At 44.5% G+C, this 18,564-nt stretch carries 14 protein-coding genes; 7 read left to right on the top strand and 7 right to left on the bottom strand.

Annotated elements, in window-relative coordinates:
• Positions 1 to 437: 437 nt before the first annotated feature.
• Positions 438 to 665: a hypothetical protein gene (locus tag KI655_RS06960; RefSeq protein WP_032549176.1), complete on the bottom strand. Its 228-nt coding sequence runs from the start codon at positions 663 to 665 to the stop codon at positions 438 to 440.
• A 755-nt stretch (positions 666 to 1,420) separates the two neighbouring features.
• Between KI655_RS06960 and KI655_RS06955 the strand changes: the two genes are divergently transcribed.
• The 5 genes from KI655_RS06955 (at position 1,421) to gnd (ending at position 7,879) form a co-directional block, all read left to right on the top strand.
• Positions 1,421 to 2,959 (top strand): ATP-binding protein, encoded by a 1,539-nt coding sequence (locus tag KI655_RS06955; RefSeq protein ID WP_373417276.1) that lies wholly within the window; start codon positions 1,421 to 1,423, stop codon positions 2,957 to 2,959.
• A complete protein-coding gene (locus KI655_RS06950; protein WP_285403025.1) occupies positions 2,960 to 3,655 on the top strand; it encodes a response regulator in 696 nt (231 codons plus the stop codon).
• 530 nt (positions 3,656 to 4,185) lie between these two features.
• Entirely contained in the window at positions 4,186 to 5,688 is a 1,503-nt protein-coding gene (zwf, locus tag KI655_RS06945; protein ID WP_285403023.1) for a glucose-6-phosphate dehydrogenase, read from the top strand.
• A complete protein-coding gene (gene pgl / locus KI655_RS06940; RefSeq protein ID WP_285403021.1) occupies positions 5,685 to 6,401 on the top strand; it encodes a 6-phosphogluconolactonase in 717 nt (238 codons plus the stop codon). Before zwf ends, pgl begins: the two co-directional genes overlap by 4 nt.
• 29 nt (positions 6,402 to 6,430) lie before the next feature.
• The gene (gene gnd / locus KI655_RS06935; protein ID WP_285403019.1) at positions 6,431 to 7,879 is read left to right on the top strand and encodes a decarboxylating NADP(+)-dependent phosphogluconate dehydrogenase; all 1,449 of its coding nucleotides are present in this window, start codon (positions 6,431 to 6,433) and stop codon (positions 7,877 to 7,879) included.
• 102 nt (positions 7,880 to 7,981) lie between these two features.
• Here gnd and KI655_RS06930 read toward each other — a convergent pair whose 3' ends face one another.
• Positions 7,982 to 9,130, bottom strand: a complete 1,149-nt coding sequence (locus KI655_RS06930) for an HD-GYP domain-containing protein (RefSeq protein ID WP_285403017.1) — start codon at positions 9,128 to 9,130, stop codon at positions 7,982 to 7,984.
• A gap of 597 nt (positions 9,131 to 9,727) precedes the next feature.
• Between KI655_RS06930 and KI655_RS06925 the strand changes: the two genes are divergently transcribed.
• Entirely contained in the window at positions 9,728 to 10,144 is a 417-nt protein-coding gene (locus KI655_RS06925) for a VF530 family DNA-binding protein (protein ID WP_285403016.1), read from the top strand.
• A gap of 151 nt (positions 10,145 to 10,295) precedes the next feature.
• On the opposite strand, the gene KI655_RS06920 is transcribed toward KI655_RS06925, so the two are convergent.
• The 5 genes from KI655_RS06920 to KI655_RS06900 all read right to left on the bottom strand — a co-directional run bounded on the left by KI655_RS06920 (position 10,296) and on the right by KI655_RS06900 (position 14,806).
• Positions 10,296 to 10,487 carry a hypothetical protein gene (locus KI655_RS06920; RefSeq protein ID WP_285403014.1) on the bottom strand — a complete coding sequence of 64 codons (192 nt, stop codon included), beginning with the start codon at positions 10,485 to 10,487 and terminating at the stop codon, positions 10,296 to 10,298.
• Between the two features lie 202 nt (positions 10,488 to 10,689).
• Entirely contained in the window at positions 10,690 to 11,448 is a 759-nt protein-coding gene (locus KI655_RS06915; protein WP_285403013.1) for a TSUP family transporter, read from the bottom strand.
• Positions 11,449 to 11,612: 164 nt separating this feature from the next.
• Positions 11,613 to 13,133 (bottom strand): tripartite tricarboxylate transporter permease, encoded by a 1,521-nt coding sequence (locus KI655_RS06910; protein ID WP_285403011.1) that lies wholly within the window; start codon positions 13,131 to 13,133, stop codon positions 11,613 to 11,615.
• Between the two features lie 10 nt (positions 13,134 to 13,143).
• Positions 13,144 to 13,644 (bottom strand): tripartite tricarboxylate transporter TctB family protein, encoded by a 501-nt coding sequence (locus KI655_RS06905; RefSeq protein ID WP_285403009.1) that lies wholly within the window; start codon positions 13,642 to 13,644, stop codon positions 13,144 to 13,146.
• Positions 13,645 to 13,834: 190 nt separating this feature from the next.
• Positions 13,835 to 14,806: a tripartite tricarboxylate transporter substrate binding protein gene (locus KI655_RS06900; RefSeq protein ID WP_285403007.1), complete on the bottom strand. Its 972-nt coding sequence runs from the start codon at positions 14,804 to 14,806 to the stop codon at positions 13,835 to 13,837.
• A gap of 533 nt (positions 14,807 to 15,339) precedes the next feature.
• On the opposite strand from KI655_RS06900, the gene KI655_RS06895 reads away from it, so the two are divergent.
• Positions 15,340 to 18,498 carry an HD domain-containing phosphohydrolase gene (locus KI655_RS06895; RefSeq protein ID WP_285403006.1) on the top strand — a complete coding sequence of 1,053 codons (3,159 nt, stop codon included), beginning with the start codon at positions 15,340 to 15,342 and terminating at the stop codon, positions 18,496 to 18,498.
• Positions 18,499 to 18,564: the final 66 nt, after the last annotated feature.

Below are 18,564 nucleotides of genomic sequence, written 5' to 3'. Positions count from 1 at the left end.
CTCTAATGTTAACAGGCCGATCCGAATTTGTCTTGAACTGATTGAGCAATTATTAAATGCGATGGGTATTACGTTCAGTTTAGATGCGGTGTTTCATTAGAAATAGAAAGAGCACGCTAGAGCGTGCTCTTTAACTAGGGCGTGTTGACCTTTCGTGGTTAAGTTTTGTTCGAGATAAAAGCGTTTTAATCGCGGCGAGGGGGAAGTAGTCTAGTCATTCTAAACAAATCCCCCTCAACAAAGAGTAAAACGCTTTTAGCCGAACCCTTCGGGCAGCGTTTGCTGGTCATTTCTACTGCGTTATCGGCTTTTCATGTAGGCTAGCTACACATCAAAACCTCTGCCTTGTAGAAACACCCAGCAACTCGCTGCAAAAATCAGCTCGAAAGATCAACACGCCCTAAATATAGAAGTGATTGTTTTAAAATGAAAATGCTCTAATCAAAGCCTGGGCAGTGGTGATCTGCACGCCAAACTAGATGACGTGAACCTTGCATTGTTTGAAGCAAATCTCTTCCGGACATTTGAGGGAACGCCAACAGTACTTTGAGATCAAGTGGCGAAGTAGCATCTTTTTCATAAGCTCTGACGTGCGTAAATGTCGATTGTAAGTTTTTGAACAGCATAGCCTTAGTAAGGCAAATTCCAAAAGAATCGCGTTTCATTGCCTGGTTTCCTTTTCAACAATGTTATTACGTTATGTTTTTAATCCGTTTTTGAAATCGACTGCGTCACTTTTGCCAATCAGCATTTATTATTGGAGTGTCTGAGAACTAAAGACTACCTCTTTTGTTGTTGTGATTTTGGTGGAGAATCGACCTTTATCAATAGGGTGGTTCTTCACATTTTACGTAGGAGGGCTCATTTCCTACGTGCTCTTGTGACACATACGATAATCGCTAATTGTTACCAATGTGTTACTAGTTTCGTTGTGTCTACGCTCAAGAGAAACGGCGTCTCTTAATTGATAGCTTTATATCTAATTTGTTATGTGCAACTAGTATAATTGTATTTTTTATAACCAACCTAAAAAACAGCTAAAATCGGAGTGATCTAGGTCAATAATTAATCAGGTAACTGAGTGCAAGAGCTAAGAAATTCTAAAAAACGATTTTGAGGCTTTGTCTAAATCTGAAGCGAGTCGGTTTTAGACTAAAAACTCTGTTAATAACATGCGCTTTAGTCACAAATCTGAACCTTTGAAATCTCTCGTAATTAACTTGGTGTTAACATTGCTAGATCGCATAGGGAGTAGGTGTCGATGAAGTGGAGCAGTATCAGCTTTAGAAAAAGATTGCTGATTATTATGACAGTGACAGGGTTAGTCGAGTTGTTGATTCTTAGCGCAGCTGGTTTTGCCTACATCAAACATTCTCAAGAAGAAGAAATGGGGCTAAAAGCGTTAGGTGTTGCTGAGTTTCTGTCTGAATCTCCTCGTGTTATCGAGCTGATCAATGCCCACTCAAGTGATCCGCTAATATTGCCCCAGCCAGACGCCGACCACCAACAACGTTTTCGTAACCTAACTCATCTGATTGGCGCTGCTTTTATCGTAATAGGCGATGATAAGGGCATGCGGCTAGTACACCCTGTCGATGAAAGGTTGGGTAAACCAATGCGAGGCGGTGATAACCAAAAAGCACTGGTTCATGGGGAGTCTTATGTCTCCACAGCCAAAGGGTCGTTAGGTCTCTCGGTTCGCGGCAAATCTGCGGTGAAAGATCACAATGGGACGATTATCGGTGTTGTCTCTGTCGGTTATCTGCTTGATTCGTTGCAAGATAGAATTGAACCCTATTTAGCCTTCTTAATTATCATGGCGCTTTTAGTTGTGGCAGTAAACGCGCTGATTTCGAGTTACGTATCGAGACGTTTCCAACGAGCGATATTGGGTTTTGAGCCGGAAGAGATTGGTCGTTTATACGTTGAGTTAGATGTGACTATGAGTACCGTGAAAGAGGGGATACTCAGTATCGATAATCATGGCGTTCTTCGTTCAATCAACAAGAGTGCCTGCGATATCCTGTCTATTGACCGAGAAGCATCTTTAAACAAACCATTCTCTCAGGTGGTGCCAAACAGCGACCTTGAACAACTATTATCGAGCGGGCAATCGGACCACGACATTGAGCTTTATCTCAACAACAAACGAATTATTGCTAACCGCAGCCCGATCATTGTCGCTGGTGAGGTGGTGGGTGCTGTGTCCAGTTTTAGGCTTCGTGATGAGATTAACGACCTAACCGAGCAACTTTCACAGACCAAAGAGTATGCTGATTTACTGCGCTCACAAACCCATGAGCATCGCAATAAGCTCAACACCATCAGTGGCATGTTACAGATGGGAGAACTTGAAGCCGTTCAGCACCTTATTGGTCAAGAAACCGCACATTATCAAAGCCTTATTGAGTTCTTGCGAGAGACAGTCAAAGAGCCACTTGTTGCAGGCATGCTGCTTGGTAAGACAGAGCGTGCCCGTGAAATTGGCTTAGAGCTGATGGTTGAAGAGGGCTCAAGGCTGGAGACATTACCGACGTGGCTGAATGCCGACGACGTAGTGACGATTTTGGGGAACCTGATTGATAACGCCTTTGACGCAACACGCATGGCGATTAGCCAAGACGATCCTTTTCCACCTGCAAGACGCATTATTGAGGTCTCTGTGAGTGATTATGGAAACGAGGTTATCCTTGAGGTCGATGACAAAGGGTGTGGCTTACCTCAAGGCTTGGCGATTAACGAGCTGACTCAAAAAGGAGTTTCAAGCAAGGCTAAGCAGAATCGAGGCGTAGGTTTGTACCTTGTGAAACAACTGGCAGACCGCTACCAAGGCCAACTTGATATGGTAGAGAACAGAGATTTTGGTACTAGGATGACCGTCTATCTACCCAAAGAAGAACAGATTTTACCACCAGATGTACATGCACAGAAAAACACACCGTTTAAGGAAGAGCACTAAATGAATGCAGTCACTAAAGTCATGGTTATTGAAGATGATATTGCGATTGCAGAGTTGCATCATCGATACTTGGAGCAGATGGGTGGCTTCGAGGTTGTTGGGATTGCGACATCGCAGTCTGAAGCCTTGATGCAGCTCGATATACTCAAGCCTGATCTTGTACTGCTTGATGTCTATCTGCCTGACGGCTGTGGGCTAGATATTTTGAATCATGTAAGAGGCAACAACCAAGGCTGTGATGTCATCTTAATCACAGCGGCACGCGATGTTGATACGCTTCAGCAGGCAATGCGTGGTGGTGTTGTTGACTATTTGCTAAAGCCAGTAATGTTTCCACGTCTAGAAGCTTCACTCAAAAAGTACCGTTCGCAGCAACAAGAGCTTGAGAGTGTTTCCGATCTAAACCAAGGCTTAGTTGATAAGATGATGCAAGCAGCGAATCAGGCGGATTCAAAACCAGTGGCAACCCTTCCTAAGGGGATTGATGGTGTAACCTTAGATAAGATTCGCGCGCTGTTTGAGAGTTCGGAGACAAAAGATCTAACAGCCGATGAGGCAGGGGAGCGTATAGGGGCAAGCCGTACTACAGCTCGTCGATACTTAGAGTATTTGATTACAACTGGAGAACTCAACGCGGATTTGAATTACGGTACCGTGGGTCGGCCGGAGCGTTGTTACAACAAAGCCGTCCGATAGTCTCCAATCGGCGTCGGTAAAAACAGGCGCTGTTATTCCTCTTTATCTCCGCATGTTAATACGTTGGTGCTATCTATAGCATTAACGCCTAACCTAACGATGGTTTTATAAAACCAGTTTGGTAATCATTCACCAATAACTCCCGACTCACCACCAATAACTCCCTACTAATATGTCCAACTCGTTTTTCGTGCTACTCCACCGACCAGATACCATTTATTTTTCACTACAATGATTTGGAATGCGAGTTCCGTTGTCTTTAATCGATTTTGTTCTAACTAATGGCAATTTATTTGAATGAAATGAGTCATAATTTAATCGATTGCCCTCACAGTGGTTGATGTAAATCAAATAGTCATAGACAATACTGACCCGAATTGAGGTGATCTATATCACCCTCGTTTACCAAACGCATTCTCTAGTGTGATAGGCACTCGCTATTGAACTAATAGCCAAGACCTATTATCTATTTTTGTATGTCGCTGATACCGTTGGCGAATACTGAAAACCTTGTTTTTATAGGAAAGATGATGGTAATACCTGAAAACAGCAGCATCGTTATTTTTGGTGCGTCGGGCGATCTTACTTACCGTAAGCTGATCCCTGCTCTATACCACCTGTATGCTAGCAATCAACTACCAGAATCCTTTGCGATTCTTGGAGTGAGCCGTACTGAGTACAGCGACGAGTCTTACCGTGAAAAACTGAAGAAATCTCTTCAGGAAATGGAAGAAACTGAGCCAGAGACGCTAAACGCGTTCATCAATCATCTGCATTACCAGGCGATTAATACCTCTGACACAGAAGATTATGCTCGTCTAGCACAGCGTCTAGACAAGCTAGAACAAGATTATCAATTCGAAAATCACAACACTCTGTTCTACTTGGCAACCCCGCCAAGCCTTTACGGTGTGATTCCAGCAAACCTTGCGGCACATGGCCTAAACGATGAATCGAACGGCTGGCGTCGTCTTATCATCGAAAAACCATTCGGCTACGACCTAGAGTCTGCGCAGAAGCTGGATAAAGAGATTCACCATCACTTCCAAGAGCACCAAATCTACCGTATCGACCACTACTTAGGTAAAGAGACAGTTCAAAACCTATTGGTTCTTCGTTTCTCGAACGCGATGTTTGAACCACTTTGGAACCGCAACTTCATCGAATACGTTGAAATCACTGGTGCTGAGTTCTTAGGTGTTGAAGAGCGTGGCGGTTACTACGACGGTTCAGGCGCAGTACGTGACATGTTCCAAAACCACCTACTGCAAGTACTGGCGATGGTTGGTATGGAGCCACCAGCACAAATCAATGCAGACTCAATGCGTGATGAAGTGGTGAAGGTTCTTCAATGTCTGAAACCTCTAGAAGATGAAGATCTGCGTAAAGATCTAGTGCTAGGTCAATACACTGCATCGGACGTTCGTGGTCAACACTTATTGGGTTACCGCGAAGAGAACGGTGTTGCTGATGATTCTCGTACAGAGACATACATTGGTCTAAAAGCTTACATCAATAACTGGCGTTGGAATGGTGTACCTTTCTACGTGCGTACCGGTAAACGACTACCAACACGTGTTACTGAGGTTGTGATTCACTTTAAGAACACGCCACACCCAGTGTTTGGTCAAGATGCACCAGAGAACAAGCTAATCATCCGTATCCAACCGGATGAAGGCATTCAGATGAGCTTTGGCTTGAAAGAGCCGGGTGCAGGCTTCAAAGCGAAAGAAGTGAAAATGAACTTCTCTTACTCTGACCTGCAAGAGACTCAAATGCTAACAGCGTATGAGCGTCTACTTCTTGATGCACTGAACGGCGACGCGACGCTATTCGCTCGTACCGATGCAGTAGAAGCATGTTGGAAGTACGTTCAACCTATCTTAGATTTCAAACAAGATCCTCAGGCACTATTTGGTTATGCTTGTGGCACTTGGGGTCCTCAAGAAGCAGATGAGCTTCTGCAAAGAGATGGCCGTGCATGGCGCTTCCCATGTAAAAACCTAACAGACACGGATTACTGCGAACTATGATCAACCACAAGATCTTTGAAACGCCAGAGCTAGTTGTAGAAAACCTAGCAAACGAAATGAAAGCGTACAGCGAGCAGGGCAAACCTGTTCACATTTCACTGTCTGGCGGTAGCACACCAAAAATGCTTTTCAAATTGTTGGCGCAAGCGCCATACGCAGAAGGCATTCAGTGGAACAACCTTCACTTCTGGTGGGGCGATGAGCGTTGTGTGGCTCCGGATGATGCAGAAAGCAACTTCGGTGAAGCAAACGCGCTTCTATTCTCTCAAGTAAACCTTCCTGCTGAGAACATCCACCGTATTCGCGGCGAAGATGAGCCTAAAGCAGAAGCAGAGCGCTTTGCAAAAGAGATGGCTGATGTGATTCCTTGTGAAAACGGCACACCTGTTTTTGATTGGATTCTTTTAGGTGTTGGCGCAGATGGCCACACTGCATCACTGTTCCCGGGTGCAACGAACTACCAAGATGAGAACCTATCTGTACTGGCTTCTCACCCTGAGTCTGGTCAAATCCGTGTTTCTAAAACAGCAAAAGTTTTAGAGGCAGCAAAACGAATCAGCTACCTAGTACTGGGTGCAGGTAAAGTTGAGATCGTTAAAGAAATTCATACAACTCCTGCTTCAGAACTGCCTTACCCGGCAGCGAAAATCCAGTCTAAAACTGGCGAAACAGAGTGGTTCCTAGATTCAAATGCAGCAAGTGCTATCGCGTAAGTGCGAATAGCCGCAAGGAGATATAAATAATGAAAGGTGATATCGGTGTAATTGGCCTAGCAGTAATGGGTCAGAACCTTATCCTAAACATGAACGACCACGGCTTCAAAGTTGTGGCTCACAACCGTACTGCTGCGAAAGTAGACGAGTTTCTAGAAGGTCCAGCTAAAGGTACTAACATTGTTGGTGCTTACTCTCTAGAAGAGCTAGTTGAGAAACTAGAATCACCACGTAAAGTGATGCTTATGGTTCGTGCTGGTGACGTTGTTGATACGTTCATCGACAACCTAATCCCACTTCTAGATGAAGGCGACATCATCATTGACGGTGGTAACACTAACTACCCTGATACGAACCGTCGTGTAGCGCATTGTCGTGAGAAAGGCATCAACTTCATCGGTACTGGTGTATCTGGTGGTGAAGAAGGTGCTCGTTTCGGTCCTTCAATCATGCCAGGCGGTGCGGCTGAAGCTTGGGAAGCGGTTAAGCCAATCTTCCAAGGTATCTCTGCAAAAACTGACGCTGGCGAGCCATGTTGTGACTGGGTTGGTAACGACGGTGCTGGTCACTTCGTTAAGATGGTACACAACGGCATCGAATACGGCGACATGCAGCTTATCACTGAAGCTTACCAGTTCATGAAAGATGGTCTTGGTATGTCTGCAGATGAAATGCAAGCAGTATTCGCTGACTGGAACAAGACTGAGCTAGACAGCTACCTAGTAGAAATCACTGCCGACATCCTTGGCTACAAAGATGAAGACGGTGAGCCTCTAGTTGAGAAGATCCTAGACACTGCTGGTCAAAAAGGTACTGGTAAATGGACGGGTATTAACGCACTAGACCTAGGTATTCCTCTAACGCTTATCTCTGAGTCTGTATTCTCTCGTTGCCTATCTGCACTGAAAGACCAACGTGTTGAAGCTGAATCTCTATTCGGTAAGACAATCACGCCAGTTGAAGGGGATAAGCAAGAGTGGGTTGACGCACTACGTCAAGCGCTACTAGCTTCTAAGATCATCTCTTACGCTCAAGGCTTCATGCTAATGCGCGAAGCGTCTAACGAGAACGGTTGGGATCTAAACTACGGTAACGTAGCACTAATGTGGCGTGGTGGTTGTATCATCCGTTCTGCATTCCTAGGCAACATCCGTGATGCGTACGAAGCAAACCCAGACATCGCGTTCCTAGGTTCTGATGAGTACTTCAAAAACATCCTACAAGGCAGCCTAGCGGCATGGCGTAAAGTAGCAGCGAAATCTCTAGAGTCTGGTATCCCAATGCCATGTACGATTTCTGCGCTATCTTTCCTAGACGGTTACACAACAGCTCGTCTACCAGCTAACCTGCTTCAAGCTCAGCGTGACTACTTCGGTGCTCACACTTACGAGCGTACTGACCGTCCACGTGGTGAGTTCTTCCACACGAACTGGACCGGTACAGGCGGCGACACTGCTTCAACAACTTACGACGTATAATCGTAATTAGTTGTTTTAAAAATGAAAAAGGATGCTAACTGGCATCCTTTTTTGTTTCTGTCAACACACCCTAGTGATTTCTAGTTAGATACCTAACCAACATTAAGCCTGGAAGCTGGTCACTTCTTCTTTGTCAGAAAACTGCTCCCTTACTGCCATACAGGTATCTAAGTTCTGCTTAAGCGCTTCGACACAGTTTGGGTCGAACATAATGCCAACGTTTTCTTCGATGTACTCCAGCACATCATCAAGCTCCCATTCAGATTTATAGGCTCTCTTACTCAGCAGGGCATCAAACACATCTGCTAAGGTAACGATACGTGCTTCCAATGGAATTTGAGTGCCACACAGTCTGTCTGGTAAGCCAGTTCCATCATAGCGCTCATGATGATGGCGAATAATGTTCTTCAGAAACTGTACTTCATCTTGAGAGATAGAGTGATTGTCAGAGATAGACACCACGTCCTCAATCATGGCCTCACCATAGAGCGTGTGTTTATTCATGATGGCGCGGTCTTCATCGCTGAATCGCTTGGTGCTAAAAAGTACATGGTCGGGGATTCGATACTTACCGATATCATGAAAAGGTGCATAAACACGAATTCGATGAATGAATTGATAGGTGATTTCCGGCTTTTGCTCAGACATCGCTCGAGCCAAGATCTCGCTGTAGCGTCCCATGCGGATTAAATGCTCTTTGGTTTCTGGATCTCTTGCATGGCCCATATTTAGAGCAATCGCGAGAGAGGTTTGAAAGTGTTTTTGGTTCTCATGCAGTCGCGTAAACAGACTCGCAATGAGCTGCGATAGATACGCAATGTCAGCTTGTATGCTTTTCTGATTAAAGAACCCAATCGCGGTGGCGTTGATAAAGATAAAGCCAAGGTTTTTATCACGATAGTATATAGGGGAGGTGTAGCTACTTTGATGCCCAATATCGATCAAGCGACAAATTTGCCGTGTTGGATTCATCGTCGATAAGTCATTGATAACACGAACTGAAGGTAGCTCAGACATCTTACGTAATGAAGATTCCGGCCTAATATTGTACTCGACATAGTTATGGCTTGCCTCTTGGCACAGCGCGTCGGAGACAAAGTAATTGGTGGCCTTATTCTCGCTCGTTAAGGCGATGGACAGACGTGATAGCGTGGGGTAGCAAGCACGAACAAGCTGAAACAGGTCGTCTAACGTGGCTGTGATGTCTTGATCTTTAGCCGCGACTTTACTGAGTTGGGAGTAGTCAAACATGAGCTGAGCTGACCTTTATTTATAGTTATATAATTGTTTTTCTTTGACTTATTGATTTCTCATATTTAAGAATATGAACATACCAGTCCTGTTAACGAAATGTAATTGCATCATCTTATAAATCCTAATCGCATCACTAAAAATGTGGTTATTACATTTAGGACTCATCCATTTTGTTAACTGGGTTGGGTTTTTGTTATCTAGATCAGAGTTTCTTATCCATTTTAGGTATTTACAGCGATTCTCGTTCCAAAAAGTAATGCCTATAACTGTGGCGCCTATTAATAGCTAGCGATGGAATAGGAGGGCTGATGTGCGGTGAACTGGTTAACAGTGGCGAGGATGCTGACAAAATTTAGGCATTTGCTTAGTGCTTGCTTTTTGTTGAAAGTCTGACAATTGGAATGACTATATCTCGCGCAGTTAAGCCATAATTTTCAATATAAACGGATGATCATTAGGAGAGTGACAGGCTTTGTGCCATCATTACTCTCAATAACAGGCGTGCAGGATGCAGACCTAAGCAAATAACCGTTATTGATGATGGTGAACCAACGCACGCGGAGTGAGTCAATCGCTCTGCTTAAAGGTACGACAATGACTGATGAAGAAAGAATTGAGCTGCAGCAAAACAATCCGCTGCATGGCTTGAAGTTAGAAACTATGATCACTGAGCTGGTGGATCATTACGGTTGGGAAATCCTTGATGCAGCAATGCGCATGAACTGTTTTAACACCAAGCCATCTGTTGCAAGCGCTGTAAAGTACTTGAAGAAGACTCAATGGGCGCGTGAAAAGGTGGAGAACTTTTACCTGTATCGCTTCAAGCGTATGCCAAAAGCATCGGATCTTGAATACCAAATGCCACCGCGTTCACGTACATTCCGCCATGGTCTAGAGCCAAAAGAGCCGATGGAACTGACAGTCGAGTCAATCCTTGCTTCACAAGCCAAGGCCGCGTCGTCATTTAAAGCGCGTCGCTCTGGCGGTAAAGGTCGAAACTTCCGCCGCTAAGCGGTTGTATGAATATAAGCGGCTGCGTAAGTAGAGTAGATACAAAAAGGAGCATGATGCTCCTTTTTTCTTTATTGGTCTCAGGTTAACTGGTAATCCGGCTTAAGCGGTAACCTAAGTTTAAGCGAAGGCCAATAAAAGCTAGTGCGTTTCAGGCTTCGCGATTTTTCTTTTGGTTCTTAAGATAATCACCGACATAGATCGCCGCACTGAAGACAAGAAACAGAGCAGAAACCGAAAACAGAGCGGGCATATGTAGTATCCACGCAAAGGTTGCTGCTAAGAACGCAATAAAGCAGATAAGTCTGCTTGATGACATAACATGACCGAGTTTGATGTTCATAATGCCCCCTAATATGCTTGCTTCTTTTACGGAGTAATTATCTCACTATTGGATAAAAATTAATCTAAATTAATATCAAACAAGGTGATTATCAGGCTCTCTTCACAAATTTAGCGAACGCTATTTTAATGAGTGGAAATAACGCTCCCAAGTCGCATCAGCTGTATAGCCAAAAGATATATCTGGCGATTTTTAATAACGGTCAATTGGCGTAGAAAAAGTACGCGGTGATTAAGAAGCTTGCCACAATCACGGTGTTGCGGACGTAATTTTGTGGGATGTTGCGTGATACCTGAGCAGAGTAGTAGCCGCCGACCAATGTGCCGAGCAATACCGCAAGTCCTGAACTCCAATCAATCGAACCATCAATCACAAACAGCACAATTGCAGCCATTGATGCACTCGCGGAAACCAAAAGTTTAATCCCGTTCATAACATTGATATTGGTGTAACCGGCAAGCGCCAAATAACTCAGTGTTACGATACCGAGCCCAGCATTAAAGTACCCGCCATAGACACACACCAAAAGTAACAGAAGCGCCGAGAAGAATGCGCCTGCGCTCCCCACGTGTTTGTGCTTCGATGCGGCTTTTTTAATGAAGCTGTTGATCTTGCCACCAAAGGTAAAAAGCAGTGCCGCGAATAACAGTAGCCAAGGAACAGATTGAGTAAAGAGTGCTTCTGGAGTGTGCAATAGCAAGAAAGCACCGATTGCACCACCTAAGACACTCAGAATCAAAGTCAATTTGAGTTGTTTTGTACCAGATAGGATCTCTTGTTTTAATGCATAAGCGCCGCTGACGTAGCCTGCACAAGACGCAAAGGTATTGGTTGCGTTGGCAGCGACCGGAGGAACGCCTACAAATAGTAGAGCGGGGAACGTAACAAAACTGCCTCCTCCTGCAATGGAGTTTAATATGCCACCAAGCACACCAGCGAGAAAGAGTATCAGCCATTCCATGGCACAGTTCCTAATTGAGAGACGAATAACTAACTTACTGCATTTTGAATCTAAAACCAGTCTTATCAGAATGTTATGAACAAGTTTGTGATTTGTTGCAATGGATGCTTAGACCATCAATAAAAAAAGGGAGCCGAAGGCTCCCTAGGTAAAGTGCGGTTTGATTACGCTTCCACAGGCTTAGCTTTAAGGCTCTTAAACAGCTTCATAAATAGAGGGCTGAATAGAACCAACACCGCAAGGATGGTAAAGCTCATAGTAATCGGGCGCTCCCAAAGGAAACTTAATTCGCCGTCACTGATCATAAGTGCACGTCTTAAGTTCTCTTCCATTAACCCGCCTAGGATGAAGCCTAGCAATAGAGGCGCTAATGGGAAGTCGGCCAATCTCAATCCTATTGCTGCCATTGCTACAAGCAACATGATAAAGACATCCATAGTGTTAAACGACACCAAGTAAACACCAGTAATTGAGAAGAACAGAATCATAGGTAGTAACACGGTTCTTGGCACAGCGAGTAGCTTAGAGATGTATGGGATCAGCGGTAGGTTTAAAATCACCAGTACGATGTTACCGAAGTACATCGATATGATAACTGACCAGAATACATCAGGGTGCTCAACGAACAGACGCGGACCTGGCTGAATACCGTAGGCAATCAAAGCACCAAGCATAATCGCCGTCGTACCTGAACCTGGGATACCAAGTGTTAATAGAGGAACAAACGAACCACTAGAAGCTGCGTTGTTTGCCGATTCTGGCGCAACAAGACCACGGATACTGCCTTTACCAAACTCTTTCTGCTTCTCTTTTGGTGCCAGACTACGTTCCATACCATAGCTAAGGAAAGCTGCGATAGTGGCACCAGCACCCGGTAGTACGCCAGTAAAGAAACCAAGAATAGAAGAACGAATCGATACAGGGGCTACGTCTTTAACTTCTTCTTTAGTCACTTTCATGCTGCCGATGTCGGACATCTTACGGCTTTCTTCTTCACTGGTGTCTTTCTGAGGTTTAAGCACACCCATCAGAGTTTCACCAAGCGCGAATGTTGCCATCGCGAGTAGTAAGAAGCTAAAGCCATCCATTAAATCGGTTAAGCCGAAAGTGAATCGTTCAACACCGACACCTTTATCGATACCTACCGTTGAAAGCATTAAACCAAGAATGGTCATCATCCATGCTTTGATAACTTGTCCCTGTCCAGCAAAGGCTGCAACTGCCGACAAGCCAAGTAGCATCAGCGCAAAGTAGTCTGACGATTGGAAGCTTAGCGATACGCTTGCAAGCGCTGGTGCCGCGATAAGAAGCATGATTGCTGATAGCGTACCACCAGTAAATGAAGAGTAAGCCGCCAGTGCAAGTGCTTTACCTGCTTGGCCTTTTTGCGCCATTGGGTAGCCATCAAATGCAGTTACCACGGTTGATGAACATCCCGGCGCATTGATGAGAATCGACGAAGTGGAGCCGCCAAATACCGCACCATAATAAACACCAGCCATTAGGATTAAACCTGAAGAAGGCTCTAAACCGTAAGTGATTGGGATCATTAGCGCGATCGCAGAGATAGGCCCTAAGCCCGGTAGCATCCCGATAAAGGTACCAACGAAACAGCCCACGATCACCATCATGATGTTCATCGGCATTACCGCGGTGGAGAGTCCTTGTAAAATTCCATCTAACATAATGCGGTTCCTACCAAAGTGTGTAGATAAGCCCAGGTTCTAGATAGATATCTAACCCCTGAGTTAATAGAAGATAAAAAACGATGACAAACGGGAATGAAGCACCAATTAAGATTGGTTTTCTGCGCTCACCCAGTAGGTAAAAGCCTGCTAATAAGAAGAAGCCGGTTGCCAGTACAAAGCCTAGATAGGTAAGTCCAACACCATACAGTGCCATTAGAACTAAGAAACCGATCAACAGCTTCCAATTTAGCGGTGTTGTATCGCAGGATTTCTTCGGTTCTTGTTTTCCGGTTACGAGTAAGATCAGCGCCAACCCAATACCCGCGAAGGTGAGTAGGGTTGGTAGTGTTCGTGCTGTAAAAGGTTCGTATTCATCACCGGGGAATAGTGGGATAAGGGTTGTCTGGTAGCCGTAGCACAAGCAAACCAATAGGAACACTAGGGCACCGATTCGATCGCGAGTGAGTAGGTTCTCTTTGGATAAGAACGTGTTCGATTGTTCCGACATATCCAACTCCATAAAAATAAAAAAGCCATGCATGAGCGGGTTAATGAAGAATGTCTAGGATCACTAACGGAATGTAGGAAGAGAGTAGTGCTCAACTGCCTACAAATTACAAAGGAGATTGAGTGAACTCATGCATGGCAAAACAGAGAATAAGGAAGGGGGAGCTGTCGGTTCCCCCTGAATAGTTTTGTTACTTGAGGAAGCCAAGCTCGCGCATTAAGTCGCCCATTTGCTTCTCTTGGTCTTCTAGGAAGGAGTAGAACTCTTTGTCGGCTTTGTAGTTGTCGATCCAACCATTACGGTCGCGAACTACTTGCCACTCATCAGTGGTGTACATTTTGTTAAGCGCTTGGTTCCACTCATCAATTTTCGCTTGGCTTGTGCCAGGTGCAGCAAAGAAACCACGCCAGTTAGCAAACACAGTTTCATTGCCGTACTCAGTTAGCGTTGGGATGTCTGGTGCTGCATCTAGACGTTTAGGCGCTGTCACAGCTAGTACTTTTACTTGGCCAGATTTTGACATTTCCAACACTTCACCAAGGCCTGTTGAAAGTAGCTGAGTTTCACCCGATAGAAGCGCAGCCATTGCTTTTCCGCCTGCATCGTAAGCAATGTAGCGAACTTTACGAGCATCGAAGCCTTCGCCTTTAAATGCTGCCGCGACGACTAGATGATCCATGCTGCCACGTGCTGAACCACCAGCAATTTTCACTTTACGCGGGTTTGATTCGAACTCTTTGACTACATCTTCCCAAGTATCGTACTTAGAGTCTGCCGACGTTACGATTGCGCCATAGTCCGCAATGGTTGCGGCTACTGGAGTAAGGTCACGGAAAGACTGAGGGAAAATACCGGTTAGAGAGCGAACAACAATCGGCGTTGAATTTACCATCAGCGTATCTTCTTGACGCTTGGCTGTTTCAATCAGGTGAGCAATCGCTTTACCGCCGCCGCCACCAGAAAGGTTTTGGAAAGAGACGTTTTCAACGATGTCAGATTTTACCAGCACATCACCAGTACCACGTGCCGTCATATCCCAACCGCCACCTGCGCCGCCAGGGATTAGAAAGTGGATTTTCTCTACGTCTGCCGCAAAAGTGTTGAATGAAAAGGTAGCGGCGATCACAGTCGCTGCGATAGAGGGTTTCATTGCCTTGAACATGTTTCACGTTCCTTATGTCGTGTTCTCTTATCTAACCGAGAAACTTATTGGTGTATTAGCTACCGGATACATCTCAAATACCCAGTGGATGTTCAAAGGTTAAGGTTGTGTTAATTAATTGTCATTAATGTGGTGATATTGAGGATAAAGTGCATTGAAATAATAAAGTGCATAAAGTTCATGGCTCGCATTTTCGAGTTGCAACCCCATGAGTTAAGCTGTTTGACTTTACAAAATGTGCTAATAATAAGGGGTGAGTTATAATTTAACCCTAGGATTAGAAAGGGAAAAATGATGTGAGATATATGGGATGATGGATTTGTAATCTTATAGGAATAAAACTTGAGAGTTATAACGTAAAAACTCTAAATATATAGAATATTGTATTGATATTGAGAATAGTCATTAACATAATGTGATGACAGCTTTTCAACTGCTTGTCGATAATTTCGCAAAAATGTACTGAGTACTTGGCGAAATTGCTTCGAAAATCCTCATGGAATTGAGAGAAATTGTTCAAGGACAGAAGATAAATGAAAGATGCAAAAATTTCGTTGCGGTTTACCGTGGGTGGAATGTTTTTACTTGCAACCATTTTAACAGCGACGGTGGCTGTTTCTCTTCAATACTATTTTAGTAAAACCATGGCTACCGAGCACACCCTGTCGAAACTGACAATGGTATCTCAAGAGCTTAGTGACTATGTTGAAGCCATCGATTCAGATGCAATCAATACCGCACAACTGCTATCGTCGGTGAACCGCTCGATAAGCAGTCAAATCTCTAAACAAGAAGCGCGCAACATCCTTGCTGAAGCAATCAAAGACAATCCACTTTTTTACAGCATCTATATCGGCTCTTCGAACGACAATTTCTTCCAAATCATTAATCTTGAATCATCGCCAATTGTGCGAGAGAAGATCGGTGCTTCCAACACCGACCGATGGGTAGTGATTGAAATCGGTAATAGTGCCAACGGACGACTTCGTTATACCAGTTATTATGATGAGGCATTCCGTCTGCGTGACGTGGTCACAGAGTCGAGTAACTATTTTCCTACGACACGCCCTTGGTATATCTCGGCATCGATGGATACAGTCGGGAAGACTCAACCATATCTGTTCCAGCATCTACAAATTACTGGGCAAACATATTCGCTCGCTTTTCAATCCAAGGACGATCGAAACAGTCAGCACGTGATTGGTATTGATATCGTGTTGTCGTCTTTGGCAAATAAACTGTCTGCTTCAGCGCTTGGGTTAGAAAAAGATAGCCAAGTGGAATCCTTCCTCTATTCAAAATCGGGCAATATTATTGCGACCAACCGTGAGCGTGAGCCACAAGAGGCAGTGCTTGAAGTTAAACCGATTTATTTAACCAATGCTCAAAAGTCTCTGATTGCTGATTCCGGCGCAATCAAAATATCCAATCAGAATGATTGGGGCCCAATGGACTTTTCCGTTTCAGGGCAACCAAACGGTTATGCGATTGATCTTCTTAGCTTAATCAGTCAGCAAACCGGGATTAAGTTCATGTATGTGAATGGTTTTTCGTGGCGCGAGCTGACGGAAAAGTTTCGAAACGGTGAGCTAGATGCGCTGCACTCGACATTAAAATCTGACACAAACGGTTTGAATGGGCATTTCAGTGCACCGCTATATCAATTGCCTTTCTCTGTAGTCACACGAGCTGACGATTCTAATATCAGTACCTATGAGGCGCTGACGGGTAAAAAAGTCGCCATTCTCTCGGGCTGGTCGATCATTGAGAAACTCAAGCAACAATACCCGAATATCGATCTGGTTCCTTTCTCTAGCCTAAAACTGGCGTTTGATTGTGTCGAGAGCAACCAGTGTGATGCCGTATTAGACGTTAAACCCGTATTAGATTTCGCATTAGAGAGATTCTTCCATTCCGGACTGCATAACAGCATTGAGTTAGTGGATCTCCAACAAGATTATGCCAGCGACTTTCACCTGGTTTTGAGCGATGAACACCAAGCGTTACTACCGATCATCAATATGGCGCTAAATAACATTACGCCAGAGCAGAAGTCGGCACTGGAAGCGAAGTGGTTTCATCATGATGCAATAGAGAGCGACACAACGGTTCCCTATACCGAGCTTTATGAGTTAATACCTGCGGCAACTTTGCAAGGGGAAATGAAGCGAATACAGCTTGATGGCGAGTACAAGCATCTCTATCTGCGAAAGATAGAAACAGGGGAACACTACTCAGAATATTTTGCCGTGGTCATTCCTGAGCAAGAGATTTACCAAACGGTTCATGAACGAGTGTTAACCTCGATTGGCATTACGGTTTTATTGATGGGACTGACGCTGCCTGCTGCGTGGATATTTGGTGCGCCAATCGTAAGGCCGATTCATCAGCTAAGAAAAGAGACGCTTAAGATTAAACAGCGTAATTATGATGACGTAGCACTGGTCGAAACTCGAATTAAAGAGGTGTGGGATCTTTCTCTGTCTGTGAAGGATATGGCGCGAGAGATAAAGGATCACGAGAAGACTCAAGAAGAGTTTGTTGAAGCCTTCATTAAACTCATTGCACAAGCGATCGATGATAAGTCTCCATACACCGCGGGTCACTGTAATCGAGTACCAGAGCTAGGCATGATGCTAGCTGAGGCTGTTGAAGCGTCACAAGAGCCATTATTCAAAGACTTCAAATTTGCTAACAATGATGAAAGACGTGAGTTCAGAATTGCGGCTTGGCTGCATGATTGCGGAAAGATCACCACGCCTGAACACATTGTAGACAAGGGCACCAAGCTTGAAGCGAATTATAACCGTATCCACGAAATTAGAATGCGCTTTGAGGTGCTATGGCGTGATGCGGAGATTCAAGCACTAGAGAAACAGCTCTCTAAACAGCAAACCAAACAAGAGAGTGATAAAGAGCTATCTTTAATCCAGAAAACACTCATCGAAGACTTTGAATTCATTGCAACATCGAATGTCGGCGGTGAATTCATGAGTGACGAAAAGGTTGAGCGCATTCGTCAGATTGCCGATAAAGTCTGGTATCGCCATTTTGACGATCGACTGGGATTGTCTCCAGTTGAAGAGCTTGCTCTAAGCAATACGACAACAACGCTGCCAGCTCAAGAGAAACTGCTGTCGGATAAACCTGAACATATCATCCCAAGGGAGAGAACGACGGAGTACGATCCTAAACTAGGGATTCGGATGTCGGTTCCTGAACATCAATATAATCTTGGTGAGGTTTATAACCTGTCGATTGCGAGAGGTACATTGACGACAGAAGATCGCTTTAAGATTAATGAGCACATGATCAGCACCATTAAGATGCTCGAGAACCTTCCTTTCCCTAAAGAGCTGAGTCGTGTCCCGCGCTACGCATCGACGCATCATGAAACGTTGAAGGGAACAGGGTATCCGCGTCAATTGACCGCTGATGATCTATCAATACCGGAGCGTGTTCTTGTTATCTCCGATATTTTTGAAGCGCTTACAGCTTCAGACCGTCCTTATCGTAAGGCGAAGCCTATCAGCGTAGCGGTAAACATCATGCACAAAATGGCGCTTGATGAGCATATCGATATTGAATTATTCCGCCTATTTTTGACCAGTGGTACGCATCTTAAATACGCGAATATGCATTTGAAACCAGAACAAATAGATCATGTTGATATCGAACAATATATGAATTGAAAAGTAGTGTGGAGTTGAGGTGTTAACGGAGACCTGATTGTTATTGTGAAAAAACTCAATTGAAGG

The organism is Vibrio sp. D404a, from assembly GCF_030248535.1.
GTDB lineage: Bacteria > Pseudomonadota > Gammaproteobacteria > Enterobacterales > Vibrionaceae > Vibrio.
The sequence above is the reverse complement of the archived record's forward strand: the minus strand, read 5'-3'. Positions and strand labels throughout refer to the sequence as shown.

Coding starts and splice junctions, on each gene's coding strand:
- gnd (WP_285403019.1), top strand. CDS start 6,431: ATGAAAGGTGATATCGGTGTAATTGGCCTAGCAGTAATGGGTCAGAAC.
- KI655_RS06950 (WP_285403025.1), top strand. CDS start 2,960: ATGAATGCAGTCACTAAAGTCATGGTTATTGAAGATGATATTGCGATT.
- KI655_RS06960 (WP_032549176.1), bottom strand. CDS start 665: ATGAAACGCGATTCTTTTGGAATTTGCCTTACTAAGGCTATGCTGTTC.
- KI655_RS06895 (WP_285403006.1), top strand. CDS start 15,340: ATGAAAGATGCAAAAATTTCGTTGCGGTTTACCGTGGGTGGAATGTTT.
- KI655_RS06930 (WP_285403017.1), bottom strand. CDS start 9,130: ATGTTTGACTACTCCCAACTCAGTAAAGTCGCGGCTAAAGATCAAGAC.
- pgl (WP_285403021.1), top strand. CDS start 5,685: ATGATCAACCACAAGATCTTTGAAACGCCAGAGCTAGTTGTAGAAAAC.
- KI655_RS06910 (WP_285403011.1), bottom strand. CDS start 13,133: ATGTTAGATGGAATTTTACAAGGACTCTCCACCGCGGTAATGCCGATG.
- KI655_RS06905 (WP_285403009.1), bottom strand. CDS start 13,644: ATGTCGGAACAATCGAACACGTTCTTATCCAAAGAGAACCTACTCACT.
- KI655_RS06900 (WP_285403007.1), bottom strand. CDS start 14,806: ATGTTCAAGGCAATGAAACCCTCTATCGCAGCGACTGTGATCGCCGCT.
- KI655_RS06925 (WP_285403016.1), top strand. CDS start 9,728: ATGACTGATGAAGAAAGAATTGAGCTGCAGCAAAACAATCCGCTGCAT.
- KI655_RS06915 (WP_285403013.1), bottom strand. CDS start 11,448: ATGGAATGGCTGATACTCTTTCTCGCTGGTGTGCTTGGTGGCATATTA.
- zwf (WP_285403023.1), top strand. CDS start 4,186: ATGGTAATACCTGAAAACAGCAGCATCGTTATTTTTGGTGCGTCGGGC.
- KI655_RS06920 (WP_285403014.1), bottom strand. CDS start 10,487: ATGAACATCAAACTCGGTCATGTTATGTCATCAAGCAGACTTATCTGC.